At 37.3% G+C, this 18,846-nt stretch carries 15 protein-coding genes; 6 read left to right on the forward strand and 9 right to left on the reverse strand.

From position 1 onward, the window contains the following. The first annotated feature begins 12 nt into the window (after positions 1-12). Positions 13-819 (forward strand): hypothetical protein, encoded by an 807-nt coding sequence (locus L2B55_RS08765; RefSeq protein ID WP_237850158.1) that lies wholly within the window; start codon positions 13-15, stop codon positions 817-819. A 33-nt stretch (positions 820-852) separates the two neighbouring features. Then, complete coding sequence (locus L2B55_RS08770; RefSeq protein ID WP_237850159.1) at positions 853-1,152, forward strand: hypothetical protein; 300 nt, start codon at positions 853-855, stop codon at positions 1,150-1,152. Between the two features lie 152 nt (positions 1,153-1,304). Here L2B55_RS08770 and L2B55_RS08775 read toward each other — a convergent pair whose 3' ends face one another. The 8 genes from L2B55_RS08775 to L2B55_RS08810 form a co-directional block, all read right to left on the reverse strand. Next, a complete protein-coding gene (locus L2B55_RS08775; protein WP_237850160.1) occupies positions 1,305-2,216 on the reverse strand; it encodes a toprim domain-containing protein in 912 nt (303 codons plus the stop codon). 223 nt (positions 2,217-2,439) lie between these two features. Further along, positions 2,440-2,814 carry a carbonic anhydrase gene (locus L2B55_RS08780; protein WP_338092199.1) on the reverse strand — a complete coding sequence of 125 codons (375 nt, stop codon included), beginning with the start codon at positions 2,812-2,814 and terminating at the stop codon, positions 2,440-2,442. Positions 2,815-2,844: 30 nt separating this feature from the next. Next, positions 2,845-4,203, reverse strand: a complete 1,359-nt coding sequence (locus L2B55_RS08785) for an IS110 family RNA-guided transposase (protein WP_237847101.1) — start codon at positions 4,201-4,203, stop codon at positions 2,845-2,847. A 212-nt stretch (positions 4,204-4,415) separates the two neighbouring features. Next, positions 4,416-4,817 carry a carbonic anhydrase gene (locus tag L2B55_RS08790; protein WP_237850162.1) on the reverse strand — a complete coding sequence of 134 codons (402 nt, stop codon included), beginning with the start codon at positions 4,815-4,817 and terminating at the stop codon, positions 4,416-4,418. A gap of 157 nt (positions 4,818-4,974) precedes the next feature. After that, a complete protein-coding gene (locus tag L2B55_RS08795; RefSeq protein ID WP_338092200.1) occupies positions 4,975-5,931 on the reverse strand; it encodes a nucleotidyl transferase AbiEii/AbiGii toxin family protein in 957 nt (318 codons plus the stop codon). A 16-nt stretch (positions 5,932-5,947) separates the two neighbouring features. Then, the gene (locus L2B55_RS08800) at positions 5,948-6,550 is read right to left on the reverse strand and encodes a DUF6088 family protein (RefSeq protein ID WP_237850163.1); all 603 of its coding nucleotides are present in this window, start codon (positions 6,548-6,550) and stop codon (positions 5,948-5,950) included. 382 nt (positions 6,551-6,932) lie between these two features. Then, positions 6,933-7,538 (reverse strand): DUF6088 family protein, encoded by a 606-nt coding sequence (locus L2B55_RS08805; protein WP_237850164.1) that lies wholly within the window; start codon positions 7,536-7,538, stop codon positions 6,933-6,935. A gap of 53 nt (positions 7,539-7,591) precedes the next feature. Further along, complete coding sequence (locus tag L2B55_RS08810; RefSeq protein ID WP_237850165.1) at positions 7,592-9,145, reverse strand: Fic family protein; 1,554 nt, start codon at positions 9,143-9,145, stop codon at positions 7,592-7,594. A 632-nt stretch (positions 9,146-9,777) separates the two neighbouring features. Between L2B55_RS08810 and L2B55_RS08815 the strand changes: the two genes are divergently transcribed. Next, a complete protein-coding gene (locus L2B55_RS08815) occupies positions 9,778-11,931 on the forward strand; it encodes a family 20 glycosylhydrolase (protein WP_237850166.1) in 2,154 nt (717 codons plus the stop codon). Between the two features lie 163 nt (positions 11,932-12,094). On the opposite strand, the gene L2B55_RS08820 is transcribed toward L2B55_RS08815, so the two are convergent. Beyond that, positions 12,095-12,292: a hypothetical protein gene (locus L2B55_RS08820; protein ID WP_237850167.1), complete on the reverse strand. Its 198-nt coding sequence runs from the start codon at positions 12,290-12,292 to the stop codon at positions 12,095-12,097. A 303-nt stretch (positions 12,293-12,595) separates the two neighbouring features. Between L2B55_RS08820 and L2B55_RS08825 the strand changes: the two genes are divergently transcribed. The 3 genes from L2B55_RS08825 to L2B55_RS08835 all read left to right on the forward strand — a co-directional run bounded on the left by L2B55_RS08825 (position 12,596) and on the right by L2B55_RS08835 (position 18,838). Continuing rightward, the gene (locus L2B55_RS08825; RefSeq protein ID WP_237850168.1) at positions 12,596-13,126 is read left to right on the forward strand and encodes a sigma-70 family RNA polymerase sigma factor; all 531 of its coding nucleotides are present in this window, start codon (positions 12,596-12,598) and stop codon (positions 13,124-13,126) included. A gap of 720 nt (positions 13,127-13,846) precedes the next feature. Then, positions 13,847-15,037, forward strand: coding sequence for a FecR family protein (locus tag L2B55_RS08830; protein WP_237850169.1), 1,191 nt, complete (start codon positions 13,847-13,849; stop codon positions 15,035-15,037). A 201-nt stretch (positions 15,038-15,238) separates the two neighbouring features. After that, positions 15,239-18,838: a SusC/RagA family TonB-linked outer membrane protein gene (locus L2B55_RS08835; RefSeq protein WP_237850170.1), complete on the forward strand. Its 3,600-nt coding sequence runs from the start codon at positions 15,239-15,241 to the stop codon at positions 18,836-18,838. Positions 18,839-18,846 lie beyond the last annotated feature (8 nt).

The following is an 18,846-nucleotide window of genomic DNA, read 5'->3' on the forward strand; positions in this document are numbered from 1 at the left end:
AATAAAAAGGATATGAATCAGAAAAATTTTGAATACCTGAAAGAACAGGTAAAGTTTTCCGGTTTCGGTGAGGGATTGGAAAGTGAATTAAAAATGAACCTTGAAAAGCAAATGCCGAGCTTTGAATTAAAACATCAAGCAGCATATGGCAAAGATGAAGTAAGCGCTACACTTCATTTCAGAAGGTCAGAGCAAAATGATATGTACTTTTTTAATAAGTACGATATTGAATTGAAACAGCTTGGGGCGGGGAATGCACTTTGCCAAACCTTTTACCTTGCAAAAGATCATACCATCACCCTAAAAGAGGCTTACAACTTAATGAGTGGCAGGTCCATCAATAAGGATCTGAACAATAAGGATGGAATGCTTTATAACGCCTGGCTTCAGCTGGATTTTAAACAAACGGATGATAAAGGTAACTTCAAAATCAAGCAATTTCATCAAAACTATGGGTTTGACCTTACAAAGGAACTCGATAAACATTTGATTAAAGAATTGGGGACAGAACAAGATAAAACCCGATTGATTGAATCCTTAAACAGAGGCAATCGTCAAATGGTCACTTTTATGTATGAGTCCGGAGAACAGAAACGATTTATAGAGGCAAGTCCACAGTTTAAATCCATAAATATTTACGACAGTAATTTACGGCGTGTGGGATTAAGAGAAGTTGCTGGAGAAAAAGAAGGTCAATCAGACTCCATACAAAAGGAAGCCAAGAAAGCTAATCAAAAGCAATCTGATTTAGATGATGAGCAGGAAACGATCAAAGAAAGCAATAAAAGGATAAGAAGTAAGGGGCATTCGATCCACTAGTGTAGAAAGCGGTAATTTTCAAAGTAGGTTGCAATGGCGGAATTAAAGTTATTGTCGGCGTTTTTTGATGCAATTCATGCAGATCCTAAAGTAAGTTCGAGGCATATTTCGCTTTATATGGCAATTCTAAAATGTTACTACAACCAGGAGTGTAAGTGTCCGGTTCATGTGTATAGTTACGAATTAATGCCTCTGGCTAAAATATCAAGTAGTGCCACCTTCCATAAAACGTTGCGAGAACTTGACGAATATAGATATATACGTTATGTGCCTTCATTTGATAACAGGAACAGGAGTAGGATATTTCTTACGGCTATTGGAGTGAGGAAATAGATAAATCTCGTCTATCGAGTACTCCTGGTAAACTGATGGTATATTGTAATCCTCAATTCGCGAATCGCGAATTGAGGATTATTTGCTATGAAATCTCCTCACTGAATGCGATAACATTTTGAGAGGAGATTTTTGGGTTATACCTCTAGTCTTCAAAGTTTTCTTCTTATCCTTTGACGGTGATTTATGCTTTGCTTTTTATGAATTAACCAATCGTTTAAATCTTTATGATTTTGGTATAAACGACTTTGATCGATGTACTTACACCTGTCTAATTTTAAGAGTTGTTGGGTAGTATGAATACCACTTTTGTCCCGATCTAAATAGAGATATACCCTGTCATGTTTATCAATGGTCTGTGTTGCTTTTTTAAGGAGGGAAAGTGAGTTTAGGATTAAGAAGTTGGTAGGTTTTATTTTTAATCCATGATTCATGGTTAAAAAAGACAGATAGTCGAAAAAGCCTTCAAAAACGGCTATCACTTCGCTGTTATTCTCAAAGAAGGTAATGTCCTTCGGAGAACAACAACATTTGAAATCCTTGTTTCTTAATTCGTATCCTCCTGAATTATTTTGAAAACCAATTGCCGTGTGCTGCTTGCCATATAATAAAAAATCAACCTCCTTGCATGACAGGTTTGCAGCATGAACTGGAATACAGCGGTATTCTAGATAATCAGTTAACGATTTAGCAGCAAGCGAACGTGTATCGAGAATAACGATTTTACTTTCATCCGTTTTTTTCTTTTCACCCGCAAGGAAATGGGGTGGGGGGAAAGAAAAAGAGGTTAAGGGTTTATGCTGAGCCAAACGTTCTAGAAAGTTGCTTACAGAACAGTTAAAAAAGAGAATGCCAAATTCAATCAGACCCCCACCTTTGCCCAATCCATGGTCATACCACACATTGAGTTTTCGATTTATTTTAAAAGAGGGTGTGTGCTCTTCTCTTAATGGTGAATAATACCAGTAATCCTGATTCAAGATCTTTTGTGGCGGATGATTTAGTGAGGCTAAATAATCCACCAAATCAATTTGTATCGCATCCTTAATTGGTAGCATTTTCATTATCCTAGGTATTAGTTTGCAGGAAATAAAAAAGAGATTAATATGAAACTGTAATTAGTTGGTTATACTAATCGCTTTAATTCTATAGGTACGATATTCATACTTAATGTCCACATAGAGGTCCGAACAACGGAGCTTTGTTGTTTCTGCGGATACATAATGCTTGTTTAATATTCAGGTAGGATAACCTAAATACGATTTTTAAGAGTTATGATCGAAAAGGTTATTCCATAAAATGAACCTTTCCTGTTGTCATATCATAAATCCCTCCAATGATTTTAATCTCTCCCTTTTGTTCCATTTCATTTAGAATATGACTTTGAGTCTTGATTTGATCAATGGCTGTTTTTACATTTTCCTCACAAACTGCCTGCACGAATTTCTCGTTCTTTGAAGAGGTTTCTCCTTGGAATGTCGATTTGGCTTTTTGTACAGCGGGTTGAATTTTATTTAATAGAGCAGTAATGTTGCCTAATTGAACACTGTCAATTGCAGACTTAATGGCGCCACAATGTTCATGCCCTAAAACAACAATAACTTTTGATCCTGAAACCTTGCAGGCATACTCCAAACTACCCAAAATGTCTTCATTAATAATATTCTGACTAACGTTTCAAGAAAAGATGTTTTAAAGGCTATTAAAGCCCAATTCTTCATTAGTCAGGCCGAATTTATCAATTTGTTTCCGAATCCGTTTCACCATGCCCAGTTTTCTTTTCTGATCCAAAAACAGGTAACCTGCTGGGTTAATGTAAGTGGCTCCTTTAATCAGTAAGTTCCAGATAATCACGGCCAGCTTTCTGGCAGTAGCGCTGATGGCCGACACACGTCCCTTTCGGAAACTGATCCGTTGAAAAAAATCCCTTAAGGGTGTGGAGTCTTTCAGGTTGCCAATGGCATTGGCTGCATTTCGCAAGGCTATTTTTAGCCGGTTACTTCCCTTGGGCACTTTGCTTGAGAGTACCTTCCCCCCGCTCACCTTGTTGTTGGGCGCCAGGCGCAACCAGCTGGCAAATTGCTTGGCATTGCCAAACTTCCGAATGCCTGCTAAACCAACTTCGCTCATTAAGGAAAGTACCGTTGAATAACTCATTCCTTCGATGGCCAGTAAATCCACTCCCTCGAACATTTGATAGGACTTCAGATTCAAGTCAATGTCTTTTGGGCTGTTTTTATTAATGCGTTTATAGATTTTAGGGGGGAGTTGATGCTGGTTTTTATTGGGGTCATTGCCAATAATCTTTTCAAGCTGCTCGCCTATTTTTACGTCACATTGCAGCACCTTCTCCTGCAGGTAATCATAAGTCTCCAGTTCCTGCTGCAAGGCAAAGAGGTAATCGGCTCTGCCGTTGCTTTGCAGGGCCAGGGCAAGTTCGTGTTCACTTTTTCGGCAGTTGCCATGTCGCAGGGAAGCTAGCTTTTGCGGATTGGATTCACCTTGGCAAATGGCTCGAATGATGCTTAAGCCGGTAAGTCCGCAAATGTCATTGACCACCACATCCAGTCGCAAGTTGAGCAATCGAAGGTATTTCTGCATTTTTTTGGAGGTAGAGGCCGCCTGATGAAGTAAGTTGGATCGGTGACGACAGTAGGTGCGCAGTTGCTCGGTCGCTTCATCGGGTAAAAAGCTGCTGTTTAACAAGCCCAGCGTGTGCAGCTTCTGGATCCACTGGCAATCTTTTACATCCGTCTTTTTCCCTTTAATGTTCTTGGTGAATTTTCCGTTGCACAACACGACCTGAAAGCCTTTGGCTATGAGTACGGCATAAAGGTTTTGCCAATAGGTGCCTGTACTTTCCATCGCTACTGTTTTGACTTTTTTCTCCCCGAGCCACTGGGCCATGGCAAAGAGATCCTGGTTATACACCCCAAATTCCCTGACCTCTTCCGGCTGTTGTCCCACAGCCACCCAGTGCGACCGGCTGCCCACGTCGACTCCTGCCGCATGAGCATTGACCACTTCCATTGGAATCGATTCCTGTTCCATGTGTTAACAGTTTAGAAACTCTTTGGAGATGTGCTTTTGGCTAAGAAAATATTCTGAACGGGGTCCCTCTTTTATGGAGGGCCACCAATGAAGTCATGGCAAACATCTCAACCAGGATTGCGCCCGTGCTTTATAGCGACACTTTTTAAAACGGCCTTGCAAAGAGCTTTCCTAATTTAATGAATTTGCCCAGATTGTGATAGACCTTTACGTTAGCCCAAGGAGTCAATTCCTCTGAAATAGGATGGATTGCCGGCAACGCGGGCGACAAATAAATCGCCTATGCCTTTATGAAAAACATCTTCAACTGGAACTCTTGAATCTAAACAAGATAAAATAACAGCTTTAGGAAACTGGCCCAAAGAAGCCTGGCGCACTCTAGCTGAATTATTTCTTACAGTAAGCTGATCTTCAACAAACTCTTTGTTGCCAACTTTTAAACTTATTATTACTTCAGTAGGAGTCAGCTTATTCTGTTGCTCCTGAGTTAAAACCTGTGTGTTAAGTATGTCTGAATCAATAATTACCGTTTGGTTTTCTGCTGTTTTGTTATTGCAAGAGATAATACACAATAACATCAAGGCAATGCAGATAGGCAGGATCTTATTTTTCATAAAAAAAGAAGTTTATCTGCCTCAATTTAAGTAATTTATAGCTTTGTATAAGTTGATATTTGTCAAAAACATTTTTTATTTCAACCAACTATTTCCTCTGCCGCATTTGCATATTTAGAGACTTGAGAATTGGCCACCAACTTTGATGAGAAGATCATTAATTTAAATTAATTGTTCTGATTTGCTTTAATAAATTCTCCATAGAGGTCATTATCTCGTCAAATCCTAATTTGTCGTCACCATATATCATCTCCTGGGACATTTCCTCGTAATCATTTTTATATTTTTTCCTAATCTCTCCTTCAGGAGGAAGGAAATCAATTGTTGCTGGATAATGTGTTTGATAATCAATACCAATTAAGCTGTGATATAGGCTTCTATGCTGAATAATTTGCAAATATAGGTCAGGGCTATTTAGGGCTTCATTCAGAAAATCAGTATTCATAAGTTTATTTAAATCGTAAAGATGGCGAGACATTCTTGCACTCCGTATCTTGTCATTTTGTTTCTTGAACTCTTCATGTAATAAGAAAACTTTCTCCAATAAAGTTCTTTTGGGATGGATTGTAGGAATTTCAAAAGGCTCTTCATAAAATTCGGTATTTGGAAAATGCTGGCAAACCATAGAATTTATTGATCTTTTCATATTTGGGTCTTGTAATGAAAGGGAACTTGCTTCAATGATTACACCTTTCGATATGTAAATCTCTTGCTCATCAAATACAGATTTATATATAAGTGTTAGTCTCTGAGGATCTTTATCTGGAAAAGTTGGTTCAATATTTTCAGCAGTTATATCAAAAAGGTCTTCTGGAACCCCCATTTCAATAAGTTGAGCCTTGATCGCTGCCAATAATTCTGTACTTGTAAATTCGCAGGCTTTTTTCTTCAATTTTTTAATTTGAGATTTTGATGGATTATCAACAATCCCAAAATGGTTTTTATCAAGAACCAAGTCTATATCTTCTGAAAACCGATTAATTAAATTAAAACATTTACTTAATGAAGTTCCACCTTTAAATAATAAAATTGACTTAAATTGACCATTAAATATAGCCTTTAATACAATCGTTACCCACCAATCTTTTTCTACTGATGGAGCCGGAATTCCAATTTTTTCAGCAGTCTGTTCATTTTAGATTAAACAAAAATATAAAGTAATCATTAATTCTTTGAGAAGACAGGCTAAGATCATGCCTTATGACTTCAATAGACTCTTTATTTAATATATCGATTATTTTGCGTTGAGTTTCTTTCTCGATTTCGTCAATATTTAGTTCTTCTAAGGCTTGGATTACCAATGAACTGTATTTCCCCTTAAGAGCCATCTTCTTTGGCGTAGTTTTTTTAAATTTTATAACCTTCTTGCCTACTTTAATATCTCTGGGAGAACCATCGGTCATATAAACTAAATTCATTGGCACCTGTGTTGAAATTCCAAGTTTATTCATTGCAAACGATCCTGCAGGTTTAATTTTTATGTGCTCTTTTTCTGCTATAGATTGAGCAATTTCTTCTGCAGTTGGTTTCAATTCTCCTATTAGAGGATCTATTTTCGGCAAGTAGTATATTCCATGTGCAGCACGTCTAATTACACCATCTTTTGTAAGTCTCGAAAGAGCTTTCTTTACTGAATCAGTAGTCCCTATTCCTCTAAAATCGGTAGGATAGATTATTTTTCCTTTGCGTAACTTTTTAATTTTTTGGGCAATTACTTGATGTGTAGACTCCATATTTGTCACTAATTTATATAAAAAGGTGACTTTTTTGTCAAAATCGTTATTTATAAAATAAGAAAAAATCTTAGTTAATTAATTGATAAACAAATATTTGTTTATTTTATTATGTCACCATTTTTACAAAAAATAGTGACTATGTTTGAAAAAGACAACTGAATATAAATATTAAAAGTATTTGAAATGTAGGTTGTAATGAAGAATTCCTTGTTAAAAAGTAATCTTAATGGAAAAGTTAAGTTTATGAATGAAGTAAAGTCGACACGTTGAATTACCTAAGAGTTTGTAAGCGGAATGTAAAAATGCCATGAACGTCTTGGATGTGATTCGATTTAAACTGATATGCAGAATATTTTCGGTAGAGATTGAAACTCTTACGTTAAAAATTATGGTACCGTGTGTGCTTCTTTTTTGTCTCTATTAGTGGTCCAAATAGTTTTTTCGCTTTTAAACTCCCATACTCAAGGACTGAATGCTTTAGTTTTTTTGCATTCATACTTTCGACTTTGAATAGTACATTCTTTAAAACTTTCTCTTGATCCTCAGCAAGCGTTTCGATGTTGTTTACTAAGTCAACCAGCAAAAATTCAGGAGTTGCTTTTTTGGGGAAATGGGGTTTTATTCGAAAAGAGAACTTTCTGTTGCCCAGCATAACTTCACCATGGCGTTTATGATTATACACAACTCTTTTATTGTAAAGTTGTGTGGTTCCAACTCCTAAACTGTTATATGCGTTTGGAGAGGTAAGAAGAAAGCGATCATCCTTTAGGAAACTTCGTATTAGTTCTTCTTCATCCGGTGGAGTATTTCCAAAGGCAGACTCTTTAGGAAAGTAATACATCCCTGGAGATACCTTTTGTAAGGTTCCTTCACTCACAAGTGATTCAAGATGATGATCGACAGATTTAGACCATTTAGTCAGATCCATTCGGCGATATACTTGACCTCTCTTCAGATGCTTCTTTAATTCTTCTAGCTTTGTCACTTCACACTCCTTCTATAATTCAAAGATCAGATCTTTATAATAAATGCAAGGTTTTAAGATAAATGTGCTACTGGCTTTCCTTTTAGTCCTTCAGATACTAGGTAAGCAATAAATTGTGAGAAAGGAGTGATATCTTGATTTACACTCGCTGATTCTAATGCTTTCATATAGTTCGATCGTTGTTCAACAGGAATTACAGTCCATGGATAACCTCCAGATGCAAGCATCACATTCATTAAAAACCTTGCTATACGACCATTTCCGTCCATGTAGGGATGTATAAAGACAAATATGAAATGTCCCAATACTGCTTTTACAAAAGGTTCCTTTTCATTTTCGAGTAATTCAAAAAGTATAGGCATTGCATCTCGCATAGCATCCACATTTAAAGGGACTTGCTTTGAGCCTCCAATGTATACCTGGTTATTGCGATAGCCTGAAAGGTCGGAAACTTTTAGAATGCCTGCACTAACGCTAGGGTCGAAAAGCTGACGGTACCATTTATGGTGATCCTTGTCGGCTTCTGTACCGGGGTTTGCATTCTTTAGTACTTTAATAATAGTTTCCTTTACTACTTGAAAGGCTTGCCAGTAACCTCTGGCAGCCATAGCATCTTTCTGTTTTTTATCTTCTGCATTAATGTTTTTATCCCATAGACCACTTGTTACACGTTCAATTAATTCAGGTGTTACCTTGTACCTTTCTATTGATAAAGAGTGATAAGCATCCGTTATATATTGATCGTCTACATTTTTTAGGTAAGCATCAGTGTCTTTTGGAATGCCAGGTGCAGCTGGAAAGTCCTTAATAATGACCTCTCTCATAGCTTGCCACATTAATTTAATTCTGTTGACAAATGGGGATTTCTCACGGCTGGAAAGATTAATATTAAGTTTATCCGTAAATGGATCTTCTTCTCTTATGTCATAGCCAGTACTCTTCATGGTTTCCATAATCTGGTCGGCTATCTTTTCTCTCTTAATGTTCCTGAAGGCTCCAGCCAGCCTTCCTCCGATTGTTGTATGTCCTTTTTCTAGCAAAATGGGGAGCAATTCGGATGCATCTCTAATTAATGAAAGTGCTGTTCTAACTTCTATTGGATTACTGGTATATATTCTGGAAGTGCAATAAATCAAAGAAGCAGGCAGGTTATACATTCGTATATTCCTCTCTATTGTAATTTGGTTAGCTTCAGGAAGATCTGATTTTGTGTTGAATAAAGAAGTGCCATGTGGGAGAGTTGTAGGAGTATTGTTTGATTGTGGAGCTCTTATTATTAATTGAAATGGAACAGTCCAATTTCCTGCGTGTATATTCAATGATTGGTCAGCGGATAGGCACCATTCCGTTCCATATTTCTTATTAAGAAATTTAGCACAAAACTCCCAATATGAACTATACCAATATGTACTATCACCGTCATTCTCTTCAGGATTACTGGGAATATACCAGCCTCTAGAGACTTCTTTGATAAATCCATTCTTTAGTAATAGTTCTCTATATGTTCTATTAGGGATTTCATCTGTATATATTGCAACGTTTCCTTTATCTTGTAACTCTTTCAGTATTTTCAATGCTTCCGCGAATCTTTGTTGTGGTGTTGCCATTTTCTTATTTGGTTATTTTGTTCAATCCTCCTTAATTAAATTCTGAGATTGAATTGAAATAATTCTAGTGTAAGTATGTAGAACCTAGTTTTGTATTTACAAATACTTGATGCCGTGCTATTGTTATTGTTTGGTGTTGCGCTATTTATATTATTTGGTGTTGTGCTATTTATATTATTTGATGTTGTGCTATTGCTATTATTTAATGTAAAAATAGGGTAAACTTAGCTTATTTCAATCATTATTATTTTAAGAAATTCGGATAGCCTAACCCTGATGAAAGATAATTTGAACACTTGAAAGTGATTTTAGGTCACTTAAAAAATCGAAGCATAGTACTTATCTCTCTTTTATTCGTATTTAAATAAAAAGAAAACCTGAGTGATTCAAATTATTTTCAGGAATCAAAGCTCGGGAGAGTATTGTGGGACTTTCGGATTATTTAATCGGAATAGGAAGCTGGCATGAAAATTACAAGTGACTTTTCCTAAAATCAACACTTTTCTTTTGAGTGACTAAAGGAAAATTTAGACAGCCCCTTTTCTTTTGCAATAGGTAATATTTACTTAATACGTAATCAGAATTCCAAATTAAAATCTTTTAAATATTTTCTAATCACTTGAACAATCTCAATGAAACTTTTATCAGGTAATCACCTTCGGGCTCTCCTTTTTCTATTATTGACTTATTCTTGTGCAATAAAAGGATGGTGCAAAAATTTCCATGCACCTCTTAATGATACGAGTGGTGTAACCGGCATAGTACCTGCCGTTCAGCAATGGCGCCCGCAACAAGGATATTTTAATGTAGAACCTGAAAAGGTTATTATTGCTGTTAACATAAGGGACAATAACAAACTGAAAACAGTTTCTGCTAATTTAAAAGCAGACCTTACCCCCTTGGGATTCCCACATATTGAAATCATCCAGTCGAACATACCTCTTAAAGGAAGCATTTTTCTTACGCTTAGTTCCCAAACGTTACCCAACGGAAAAGAATCTCACCGTATCAGAATAACATCTACCCAAGTTGTTATAACAGGTAATTCTGTCGAAGCTATACATTTCGGCGCCCGTTCAGTATTACAAATGGTAAGGGCCCATGCGGGTAATATTCCTTGTGGCGAAGTAAAGGATTGGCCATCTTATTCAAGACGTATGCTAATGATAGATGTTGGCCGGAAACCATGGCCTTTGGAAGTTTTGAAGGATTATGTCCGTATTCTTTCCTGGCATAAAATGAATGAATTGCATCTGCATCTTTCAGACGAAGCATTTGGAGAATCGTATTCTGCAATTCGCGTACAATCGGATGTATTTCCGCAACTGGCCGCAAAAGATCTCTGTTATTCAAAACAAGAGATCAAAGAACTTGTATCCTTTGCCAAAGGATATGGCATCGTTATTACACCTGAGTTTGACATGCCCGGGCATGCTGCTGCTTTTACAAATTATTTTCCCGATTGCATGCTGAAAGGATATCCCAACTATCTGGATGTTTCGAATCCCAAAACATTGACCATTATGAAAAAGTTTGTGGATGAAATGATCCCGCTTTTTGATGCACCCGACTTTCATATTGGAACAGACGAATACAGGGTAAAATATCCTCCAGAAGAAAAGGAAAAGCTTCATCAGGATTTCCGCAGGTTTATTAATTCCATGAATGCACACATCCGCTCAAAAGGGAAAAACTGTCGGATATGGTCTGGTTACGAAAGCATGATGGGCAAATCGGTCAGTGTTGATTCAACTGTAATTGTTGATATGTGGGATCCATATCATGATGAACACAATGGCCACCTTGTCATCAACTCTAGTCAGTATGTTTCTTATTATGTACCTGGTTGTCACTATTATGGGGTAAACCCTGAAGAAGTTTACAACAAATGGGAACCCTGGCAAGCAGGCGAAAATGTAAATAAGCCACAAAAAAACAGTCCACGTTTACTTGGTGGCAAGCTGCATATCTGGTGTGACCAAGGGCCCACAGGCTATACGATGACGGAAATTGCTGACCTGGTAATTCCGGGCATCCAGGCATTCGCTGAAAAATTATGGGGAACAAAAGGTTCTGCCAGCTATGATCAGTATTTGAACCGCTCAAAGGCAATCCTTCCTGTTTCGAATGTCACGGTATTGAACCGACTTGAGTTACAACGTTCGCCTAGTGCCCCTGATGTCGTGCTCAATATTCCGAATGAACTGGAGCTAACTTCGAGGAATGCCATTATAGATTTACCACTTGCCCATGCCGACCGTGCTGATCTTGAATACCCATGGACTTTATCTGTGGATCTAAAAAAACTGCAAACCGTAGAGGGTAAAAATGTTTTTCTTTCCTCTGACCTGGTCGAGTTATGCGGCAATTATTCATGGAAACAGAAAGAAAAAATAGAGAATAACGGGCAGCAAAATGAACAAATACATTCAGGAATTGGTATTGTTCGTGCCGCCGGAGCACGACAGGGAACAGGCTCTCCCGCTGAAACGTATCTGTCACATGATGTGAGTAATGGATTTGAACAACAGCTTCCATTAAATCAATGGACAAACCTTACCATTGTTGCTTTCAAAGGGGGAGCATCCGTGTATATTAATGGGCAAAAAATTGGCGAAACTAACAATCAAATACTTTGTCCGCTTCGCCATATCGGCAGCAACTACGGCGATTCTTTCGTTGGAAAAATCCGCAACCTAAAAGTTTGGAACAGAAATCTATCAAATGAAGAAATTGAAAATACTGCAGTGTCAAATGCAAAAACATCAAGTTCTTCTATTCGTTAACCACGGATTATAATATTGCTTTGGGAAAATAAAATTATTAGTTTATTTATAAAATCATGGTATTAGGGAGGTGGATGCTGCTTCTATGTGGGGAGCTCCATACCCAATCGGCTAGAGTGGAAGAAAACTTTGATGCGGGTTGGTTATTTGCTTACCAAGAAAATCATGTCGTTTTTTCTTGATTTTTAATATAGTTCATGTTAGCTGGATGATGCACCAACTCATATTCTTTAATAAGTATACTGAGCACTTCTAATTCATCGGATGCTGCTGATCCTTCCTTTGTATCAGTTTGCATTAGCTCATAAACACGAGCTAATGTGTTATTATATTGTTCCTCTGTCTTAATTGGCTTTAACATAACTTGAATTTTTTTCGATTGAAAATAGAAATGAAAAACAGTTTTACTTCCCTCTTAAACCGGTTACATAAAGTTTTTCATTTTAAAACAGTTCCGATCCAAAATAAGGTTAATAACCTTAAAACAAGTAGTTTTTTAATGTGTATTTAAATGTTTACCAAAGATAAGACTATTAAGAACTGTCCTATGATTTCTATTTCCTCAACAGCCTATATCAGATCGTCGAGAAAATTTAACTTTGATGAAGAAATTTAAAATATTTTATATTTTATTTTACCTTAGGGACCTGGTTGTCTATGTGATATGTCGTCGGAAGTGGAAAAAACTCAATTCATTAAAAATTACAAAGCTTTGTGCTATTTCGCATGGGAAATGGTGAATGATGCCAATCTTGCCGAAGACCTAGTGCAAGATGCCTATGTGAGCTTTTTAATGAATAAAAAATCTATTTCAAATGATGAGCAAGCTATCAAATCTTTCCTGTACTCTTCTGTTCGTAATGCCGTTTATAATCTTAACCGTAAGTCAAAAACGGTACTGAAATATTTACAACGACAAGATTTTTCAGCTGTAGATGAAGTAGATTATGAACACCGGATTATCCGGGCAGAGTTTATGGCTGCTGTACACCTAATTGTTGCAGATCTTCCCGATGCCTGCCAACAGATTTTTAAATTAAGCTATTTTGAAGGTCTTTCAAATCAAGAGATTTCAGAACAATTAGCTTTATCGGTCAATACCATCAAGACCCAAAAACAAAGAGCCTTACGCGTCTTAAGGCATAAATTAGATCCTGAATTATTCCTTGTTTTGTTACTGTTATATTTCCGTTAAAAAAAAGTTAAAACTTGTCACCCCATTTCATGATTTCGGTTTCTTATCCTGAAATTATGAAAAGTAGCCCATTTTATATTGCCAAGTTGCTTATTAAAAAATTGCATTAGGAGGAAGAGACTGTACTTTCCAGTTGGACTCATCTGTGCCTCATTCTATGATGTATAGTGTGCACCATTGCAATCTGCCATCCGTTGCTGACTCAAACCTGATTTAGTTACATTACAAGAATTGATATTTATACATATCGATCTGTAAAAGAGTTGGATCTTGACAGTGCAGCGTGAGAGGTAAGTATCGCAACCCAAAAAACTATACTGTGATTGTTAATTTTAAATCAGTCAACTCCTGCATCGGCAAGGGAAATATTATAACGATATGAAGAAACGCAACCTAAAACTATACCATTTTATTCCGTTGTTGGGATTGATCGCTTTTGTTCAACAGGAAAAGAGGTACTATCGGTTAGAGCACCGTTATCAAGACTGGTACCGTAATTTCAGGATGTTCCACATTTTCACGATTACATGGTTTTGTTTGATCATAATTTTACTAAGGTTTATTTAGGAATAGCCTGTAGAGACCATGGTAAACATAGTTTTCTTAAAAGAAGACATGAAGATTAACCATAGCCTTTATGCGTCTTAAGGCATAAATTAGATCCGGAATTTTTCCTCGTTTTAATACTATTAACTCTCCGTTAAAAAAAAGTTAAAAAACTTGTCACCCCATTTCATGATTTCGGTTTCTTATCCTGAAATTATGAAAAGTAGCCCATTTTATATTGCCAAGTTGTTAATTAAAAAGTTCCGTGAAGACCTTACTGAGGAAGAAGGGACTTTGCTTTCCGACTGGACCGATAGAGATCCGCGTAATAAGGCTTTATTGACTGATCTTAAAAAACGATCTTCTGAAGGAATTGATACTTCGATCTTCAATAGCTTTGATGAGCAAGAAGCTTGGAAGTCTATTTTAAGAAGACAAAAGCAAACATCTACGCTGACTCTATGGAAGTCCATAGCTGCTGTACTAGCAGTCCTCATATCGCTGAGCTTTTATTTTCTGGTTAATCAATCCGATAGCAGTTCTGAGCGTATTGTAGAAAGCAAGAACGTTAAATACAAAAATGATGTACTTCCTGCCATTAAAGGAGCAAAACTGATTCGTACAGACGGTTCAGAGATAAAGGTGGAAGATAATATTCATTTTTTAGCTGACGGACGTATTAGCACTTCGTCGTCCGATATAATCGCGGACGAAGAGGAGCTGCCTGCTACGCAAAATACACTTGTAGTACCCGCCGCAAATTTTATTAGCCTGACACTGGGTGATGGAACAAAAGTCTGGGTCAATGCCAACAGTCGATTAAATTTCCCTTCAAAGTTTGCTGCAAATGAAAGACGGGTGGAGCTTGAAGGCGAAGCTTATTTCGAGGTTGCCAAGGATTCAGCTCGTCCGTTTTATGTGAAAAGTAAAGGCGCTGAAATCAAAGTACTAGGTACACATTTTAATGTAATGGCTTATTCCAATCAGGTAACAACAACATTGGAAGAGGGAAGGGTAGAGGTTTCTAAAGGAGATAAAAAGGTGGTGTTAATTCCCGGACAACGAGCGGATATCTATAATGATGCGATCAATGTACAACCTGCGGATTTGTACAAGGTACTGGCCTGGAAAAACAATATTTTCTACTTCAAGGGAGATAATATCGTAGAGATTGCGCAGCAATTACAGTCCTGGTATGATTTGGAAGTGTCTATTTCAAAGGATGTCTCACAATCACAGACCTATACAGGGGAGATTCGCCGGGATGCCAACCTTTCCGAAGTGTTGAACATGTTGGAGTTTGTGAGTGACCTGAGTTTTAAAATAAATCAAAATAAATTATCAATCTCTAAAAGAAAGCTATGATGTAAGAAGTACTAACCTAAATCAATTACCATGTGTCTTAAAAATGACAGAGATGTTGGCGCACCTCTGTCAAAATGATTAAGCTAACAACAGATCTTAACAATTTATATTAACTCAATAATCAAATGTATGAATAACTTCTCATTTGGTAAAGGGCGTCTATGTCTATTGGATCCGCCTTTTCCAATAATTTTCCGAATAATGAAAATTACAGCAGCTTTAATGTTGATTTTTATGACCTGTGTTTACGGCAATGGAAAGGCCCAAAAAGTGTCACTTTCCCTCCGTAATGCCAAGTTAGAATATGCTTTTAAAGAAATAAGTAAACAGACGAAGTATAAATTTTTGTACAATGATGAGTTGTTGAAAAATTCAAGACCTATTAACCTGAATATTGAAAACGAGAGTCTGCCAGAAGCCTTGTCAAAATTGTTGTCCAACAATAACATGGTTTATAGGATTTTTAACGAAACGATTTCTATTAGTGCAAGCACAGAGTCAGTTGCCATAGTGGACCAGGTTAAAGGTACGGTGAGGGATGAATTTAATCAACCTCTGCCTGGGGCTACTGTTTCTGTAAAAGGCACATCTGTAGCCACTGTAACCAATGCACAAGGGGAATTTACTTTAAATGCTCCACCGAATGCAACCTTGGTTGTGCGTTTTTTAGGTTATAAAGACAAAGAAGTTACAATTGGTAACCAAAAAAGCTTTACGATTAAACTGGATCTTGACGCTAAAACTTTAAATGCAGTTAGTGTAGTAGCAACTGGTTATCAAAATATTGACAGAAAGTTGTTTACTGGAGCAGCAACTAAAATTAATGCTAAGGATGTAGAACGTGCGGGTGTTCCGGATATAAGCCGTATGTTGGAAGGTCAGGTTGCTGGTGTTTCGATTCAGAACGTATCCGGTACTTTCGGTGCAGCTCCAAAAATCAGAGTTAGGGGAGCGACTTCTATATCAGGTGATAATAAACCTTTATGGGTAGTTGACGGGATAATCCTGGAAGACATTGTGAATATTTCTAATGAAGCATTGTCTACCGGTGACCCGAATACGTTGATTGGCTCATCAGTGGCTGGTTTAAACCCCGATGATATTGAGGGTTTCAGTATTCTAAAAGATGCAGCCGCAACCGCTATGTATGGTGCACGGGCAATGAATGGGGTTATTGTTGTTACAACAAAAAAAGGGAAGCAAACAGAGGGAGCTCCTCAGATTAATTATTCTTCTACTTTTACTTCTTATTTAAAGCCTTCCTATGAACATTTTGATATGATGAATTCTGCTGAGCAGATGGCTGTTTTGTTGGAGATGGAAAGGAAAGGTGGGTTTTCTCACGGTTCCTCAAAGAGTTCAGCTAATGGTGGAATATTCGTTAAGATGTATGATCAGATGTATAATTATGACCCTACATCAGATTCGTATGGATTAAGAAATGATCAGGCATCCCGAAACCAATATTTGGAGCGTTACGCAGATGCAAATACGAATTGGTTTGATATTTTATTTAAGAATTCGTTGCTTCAGGAGCATTCATTAAGTTACAGTTCTGGGAGTTCAAAATCACAGACCTATGCTTCTACCAGTTTTACAAGTGATGGGGGACAAACTATTGGGGACAAAGTCAAAAGGTTTACTGCCAATCTTAGAACCAACTTCAAATTAAGTGAAAGTTTCAGTGGTGAATTACTATTCAATGGTTCGATAAGGGATCAAAGAACGCCAGGGACCCTTGGCAGAACTAGCAATTCGGCATTAGGCTCGTCTTCAAGAAATTTTGATATTAACCCATATAACTATGCGTTAAATACCAGCCGCCTGATGACCCCTTATGATAAGGATGGTAATTTAGAATATTTCAGAAGGAATTTTGCGCCCTTTAATATTCTAAATGAATTGGAGAACAACTATATAACATTAGGGCTGAATGAATTGAAAGTACAGGCTGGATTTAAGTATAAAATTATTCCAAAACTTACCTATTCAGCTGATGGATCCTATCGCTATGCTTCAACCAACAGAAAGCATTATGTAATGGAAAATTCAAATATGGTGGGTGCATATCAAGCGTATGGCAATGATCCAGCAATTATATATCAAAATCCTTTCTTGTTTGCAGACCCAAGTCAACCATGGGCAGTGCCTTCTGTCGTTTTGCCAGATGGAGGATTTTATAATACCAATACCGATAATCTGGTCAGTTTATATGCCCGCCAGAATTTAGAGTATGATGCCACATTTAATGAAAAGCATCGTTTGAATGTATTCGGATCTATGGAAGTTCGCTCAACGGATAGACAGTCTGATAATTTTAGTGGAGTTGGCTATCAGTATTCGAATTCAGGTTTAGTGCATCCAGATTATAAATATTTTCAGAATGCGCAATATCAAAATTCGCCTTATTATGGCATGGGCTATACCAAAGATCGCTTTGCGGCAATGATGCTCCGAGCTGCTTATGCTTATGCAGATAAATATAGTTTCAATTTTACGACTAGAGTTGACAGGTCTAATATGCTGGGTAAAACTAAAGCTAAGGGTAAAAGTCTTGGCTGGCTACCTACCTGGAATGTTTCTGGTTCCTGGAATATTGATCAGGAAAAATTCTTTAATCAGAATGGATGGTTTTTGAGTGGTGCCAGGGTTCGTGGTACTTATGGTCTGGTGGCGAATTTAGGTAATGCCAGAAACAAGAGTGTACTATTGACTAATGGCATGACTTCTCGAATTATCGAAACTGACAAGGAACAATATGTACAAATTGCGAGCCTTGAAAACGCTGATCTTACCTGGGAGAAACTTCATGAACTCAATATTGGATCCGACTTGTCATTTTTCAACAATAAAGTTGATGTTACATTGGACTGGTATAAAAGAAATATTTTTGATTTGTTAGGCCCGATCATCACCTCAGGGATCGGAGGACAGGTTCAGAAAATTGCCAATTATGCCTCCATGTCTGCAAGAGGATTCGAAGCGACTATCGCAGGATATCCGATTCGTAATGAGAATTTCAAATGGAGAACATCTTTCAATTTTGCACATAACGAAAATAAAATTACTGATTTAAAAATAAGTCCTAACTGGTTGAATCTGGTCAGAGCAGAGGGAGGACCATTAGTGGGACATCCTCAGCGTGGATTGTATTCGGTGCAATTTGATGGATTGAGCCCTAATTACGGCTATCCTACATTTATTTCCGAGACAGGTGCGAGGAATACTACTAAAGTTGATTTTGAAAGTACTAATGTTGATTATCTCAAATATCATGGTCCGGTTGATCCCACCTGGACTGGAGGTTTCTATAATCAAGTTGGGTATAAAAATTTTACACTTTCTTTTTTGTTTAATTTCAGTATGGGCAACTATGTCCGTATGGCTCCTGTCTTTACCGCTACACTAAGTGATGACGTTGGTATGTCAAGAGAATGGCTGAACCGATGGATGGTGCCCGGAGACGAAAAACAAACCAATATTCCTACAATAATGGATCCTTTGGTCGGACTGACGAGTAATCCGGAATATGCCTATTCTGCCTATAACAATTCAGATGCACGAGTAGCCAAAGGCGATTTTGTAAGGTTGAAGAATATTTCTTTGTCTTACAGAGTGCCTAAAAGACTGTCCGACCGATTAAGAATGAGAAACCTTGAGTTTACCGTATTGGCTAATAATATAGCCTTGTTGTATTCAGATAAGAAATTGCATGGGGCAGATCCGGAATTTTTTGGAAGTGGCGGTGTGGCATTGCCTGTACCTAAACAATTTACATTCTCATTAAAAACTGGTTTTTAATCTAAATT

Origin of the sequence: Solitalea lacus (assembly GCF_022014595.1) — a bacterium.
In the GTDB taxonomy this organism is placed as follows: Bacteria; Bacteroidota; Bacteroidia; order Sphingobacteriales; family Sphingobacteriaceae; genus Solitalea; species Solitalea lacus.

What these genes read in the sequence shown, in the direction of transcription:
- L2B55_RS08770 (WP_237850159.1), top strand. Translation starts at nt 853, where the DNA reads ATGGCGGAATTAAAGTTATTGTCGGCGTTTTTTGATGCAATTCATGCA.
- L2B55_RS08765 (WP_237850158.1), top strand. Translation starts at nt 13, where the DNA reads ATGAATCAGAAAAATTTTGAATACCTGAAAGAACAGGTAAAGTTTTCC.
- L2B55_RS08820 (WP_237850167.1), bottom strand. Translation starts at nt 12,292, where the DNA reads ATGTTAAAGCCAATTAAGACAGAGGAACAATATAATAACACATTAGCT.
- L2B55_RS08815 (WP_237850166.1), top strand. Translation starts at nt 9,778, where the DNA reads ATGAAACTTTTATCAGGTAATCACCTTCGGGCTCTCCTTTTTCTATTA.
- L2B55_RS08810 (WP_237850165.1), bottom strand. Translation starts at nt 9,145, where the DNA reads ATGGCAACACCACAACAAAGATTCGCGGAAGCATTGAAAATACTGAAA.
- L2B55_RS08790 (WP_237850162.1), bottom strand. Translation starts at nt 4,817, where the DNA reads ATGAAAAATAAGATCCTGCCTATCTGCATTGCCTTGATGTTATTGTGT.
- L2B55_RS08775 (WP_237850160.1), bottom strand. Translation starts at nt 2,216, where the DNA reads ATGAAAATGCTACCAATTAAGGATGCGATACAAATTGATTTGGTGGAT.
- L2B55_RS08785 (WP_237847101.1), bottom strand. Translation starts at nt 4,203, where the DNA reads ATGGAACAGGAATCGATTCCAATGGAAGTGGTCAATGCTCATGCGGCA.
- L2B55_RS08835 (WP_237850170.1), top strand. Translation starts at nt 15,239, where the DNA reads ATGAAAATTACAGCAGCTTTAATGTTGATTTTTATGACCTGTGTTTAC.
- L2B55_RS08800 (WP_237850163.1), bottom strand. Translation starts at nt 6,550, where the DNA reads ATGGAGTCTACACATCAAGTAATTGCCCAAAAAATTAAAAAGTTACGC.
- L2B55_RS08825 (WP_237850168.1), top strand. Translation starts at nt 12,596, where the DNA reads ATGTCGTCGGAAGTGGAAAAAACTCAATTCATTAAAAATTACAAAGCT.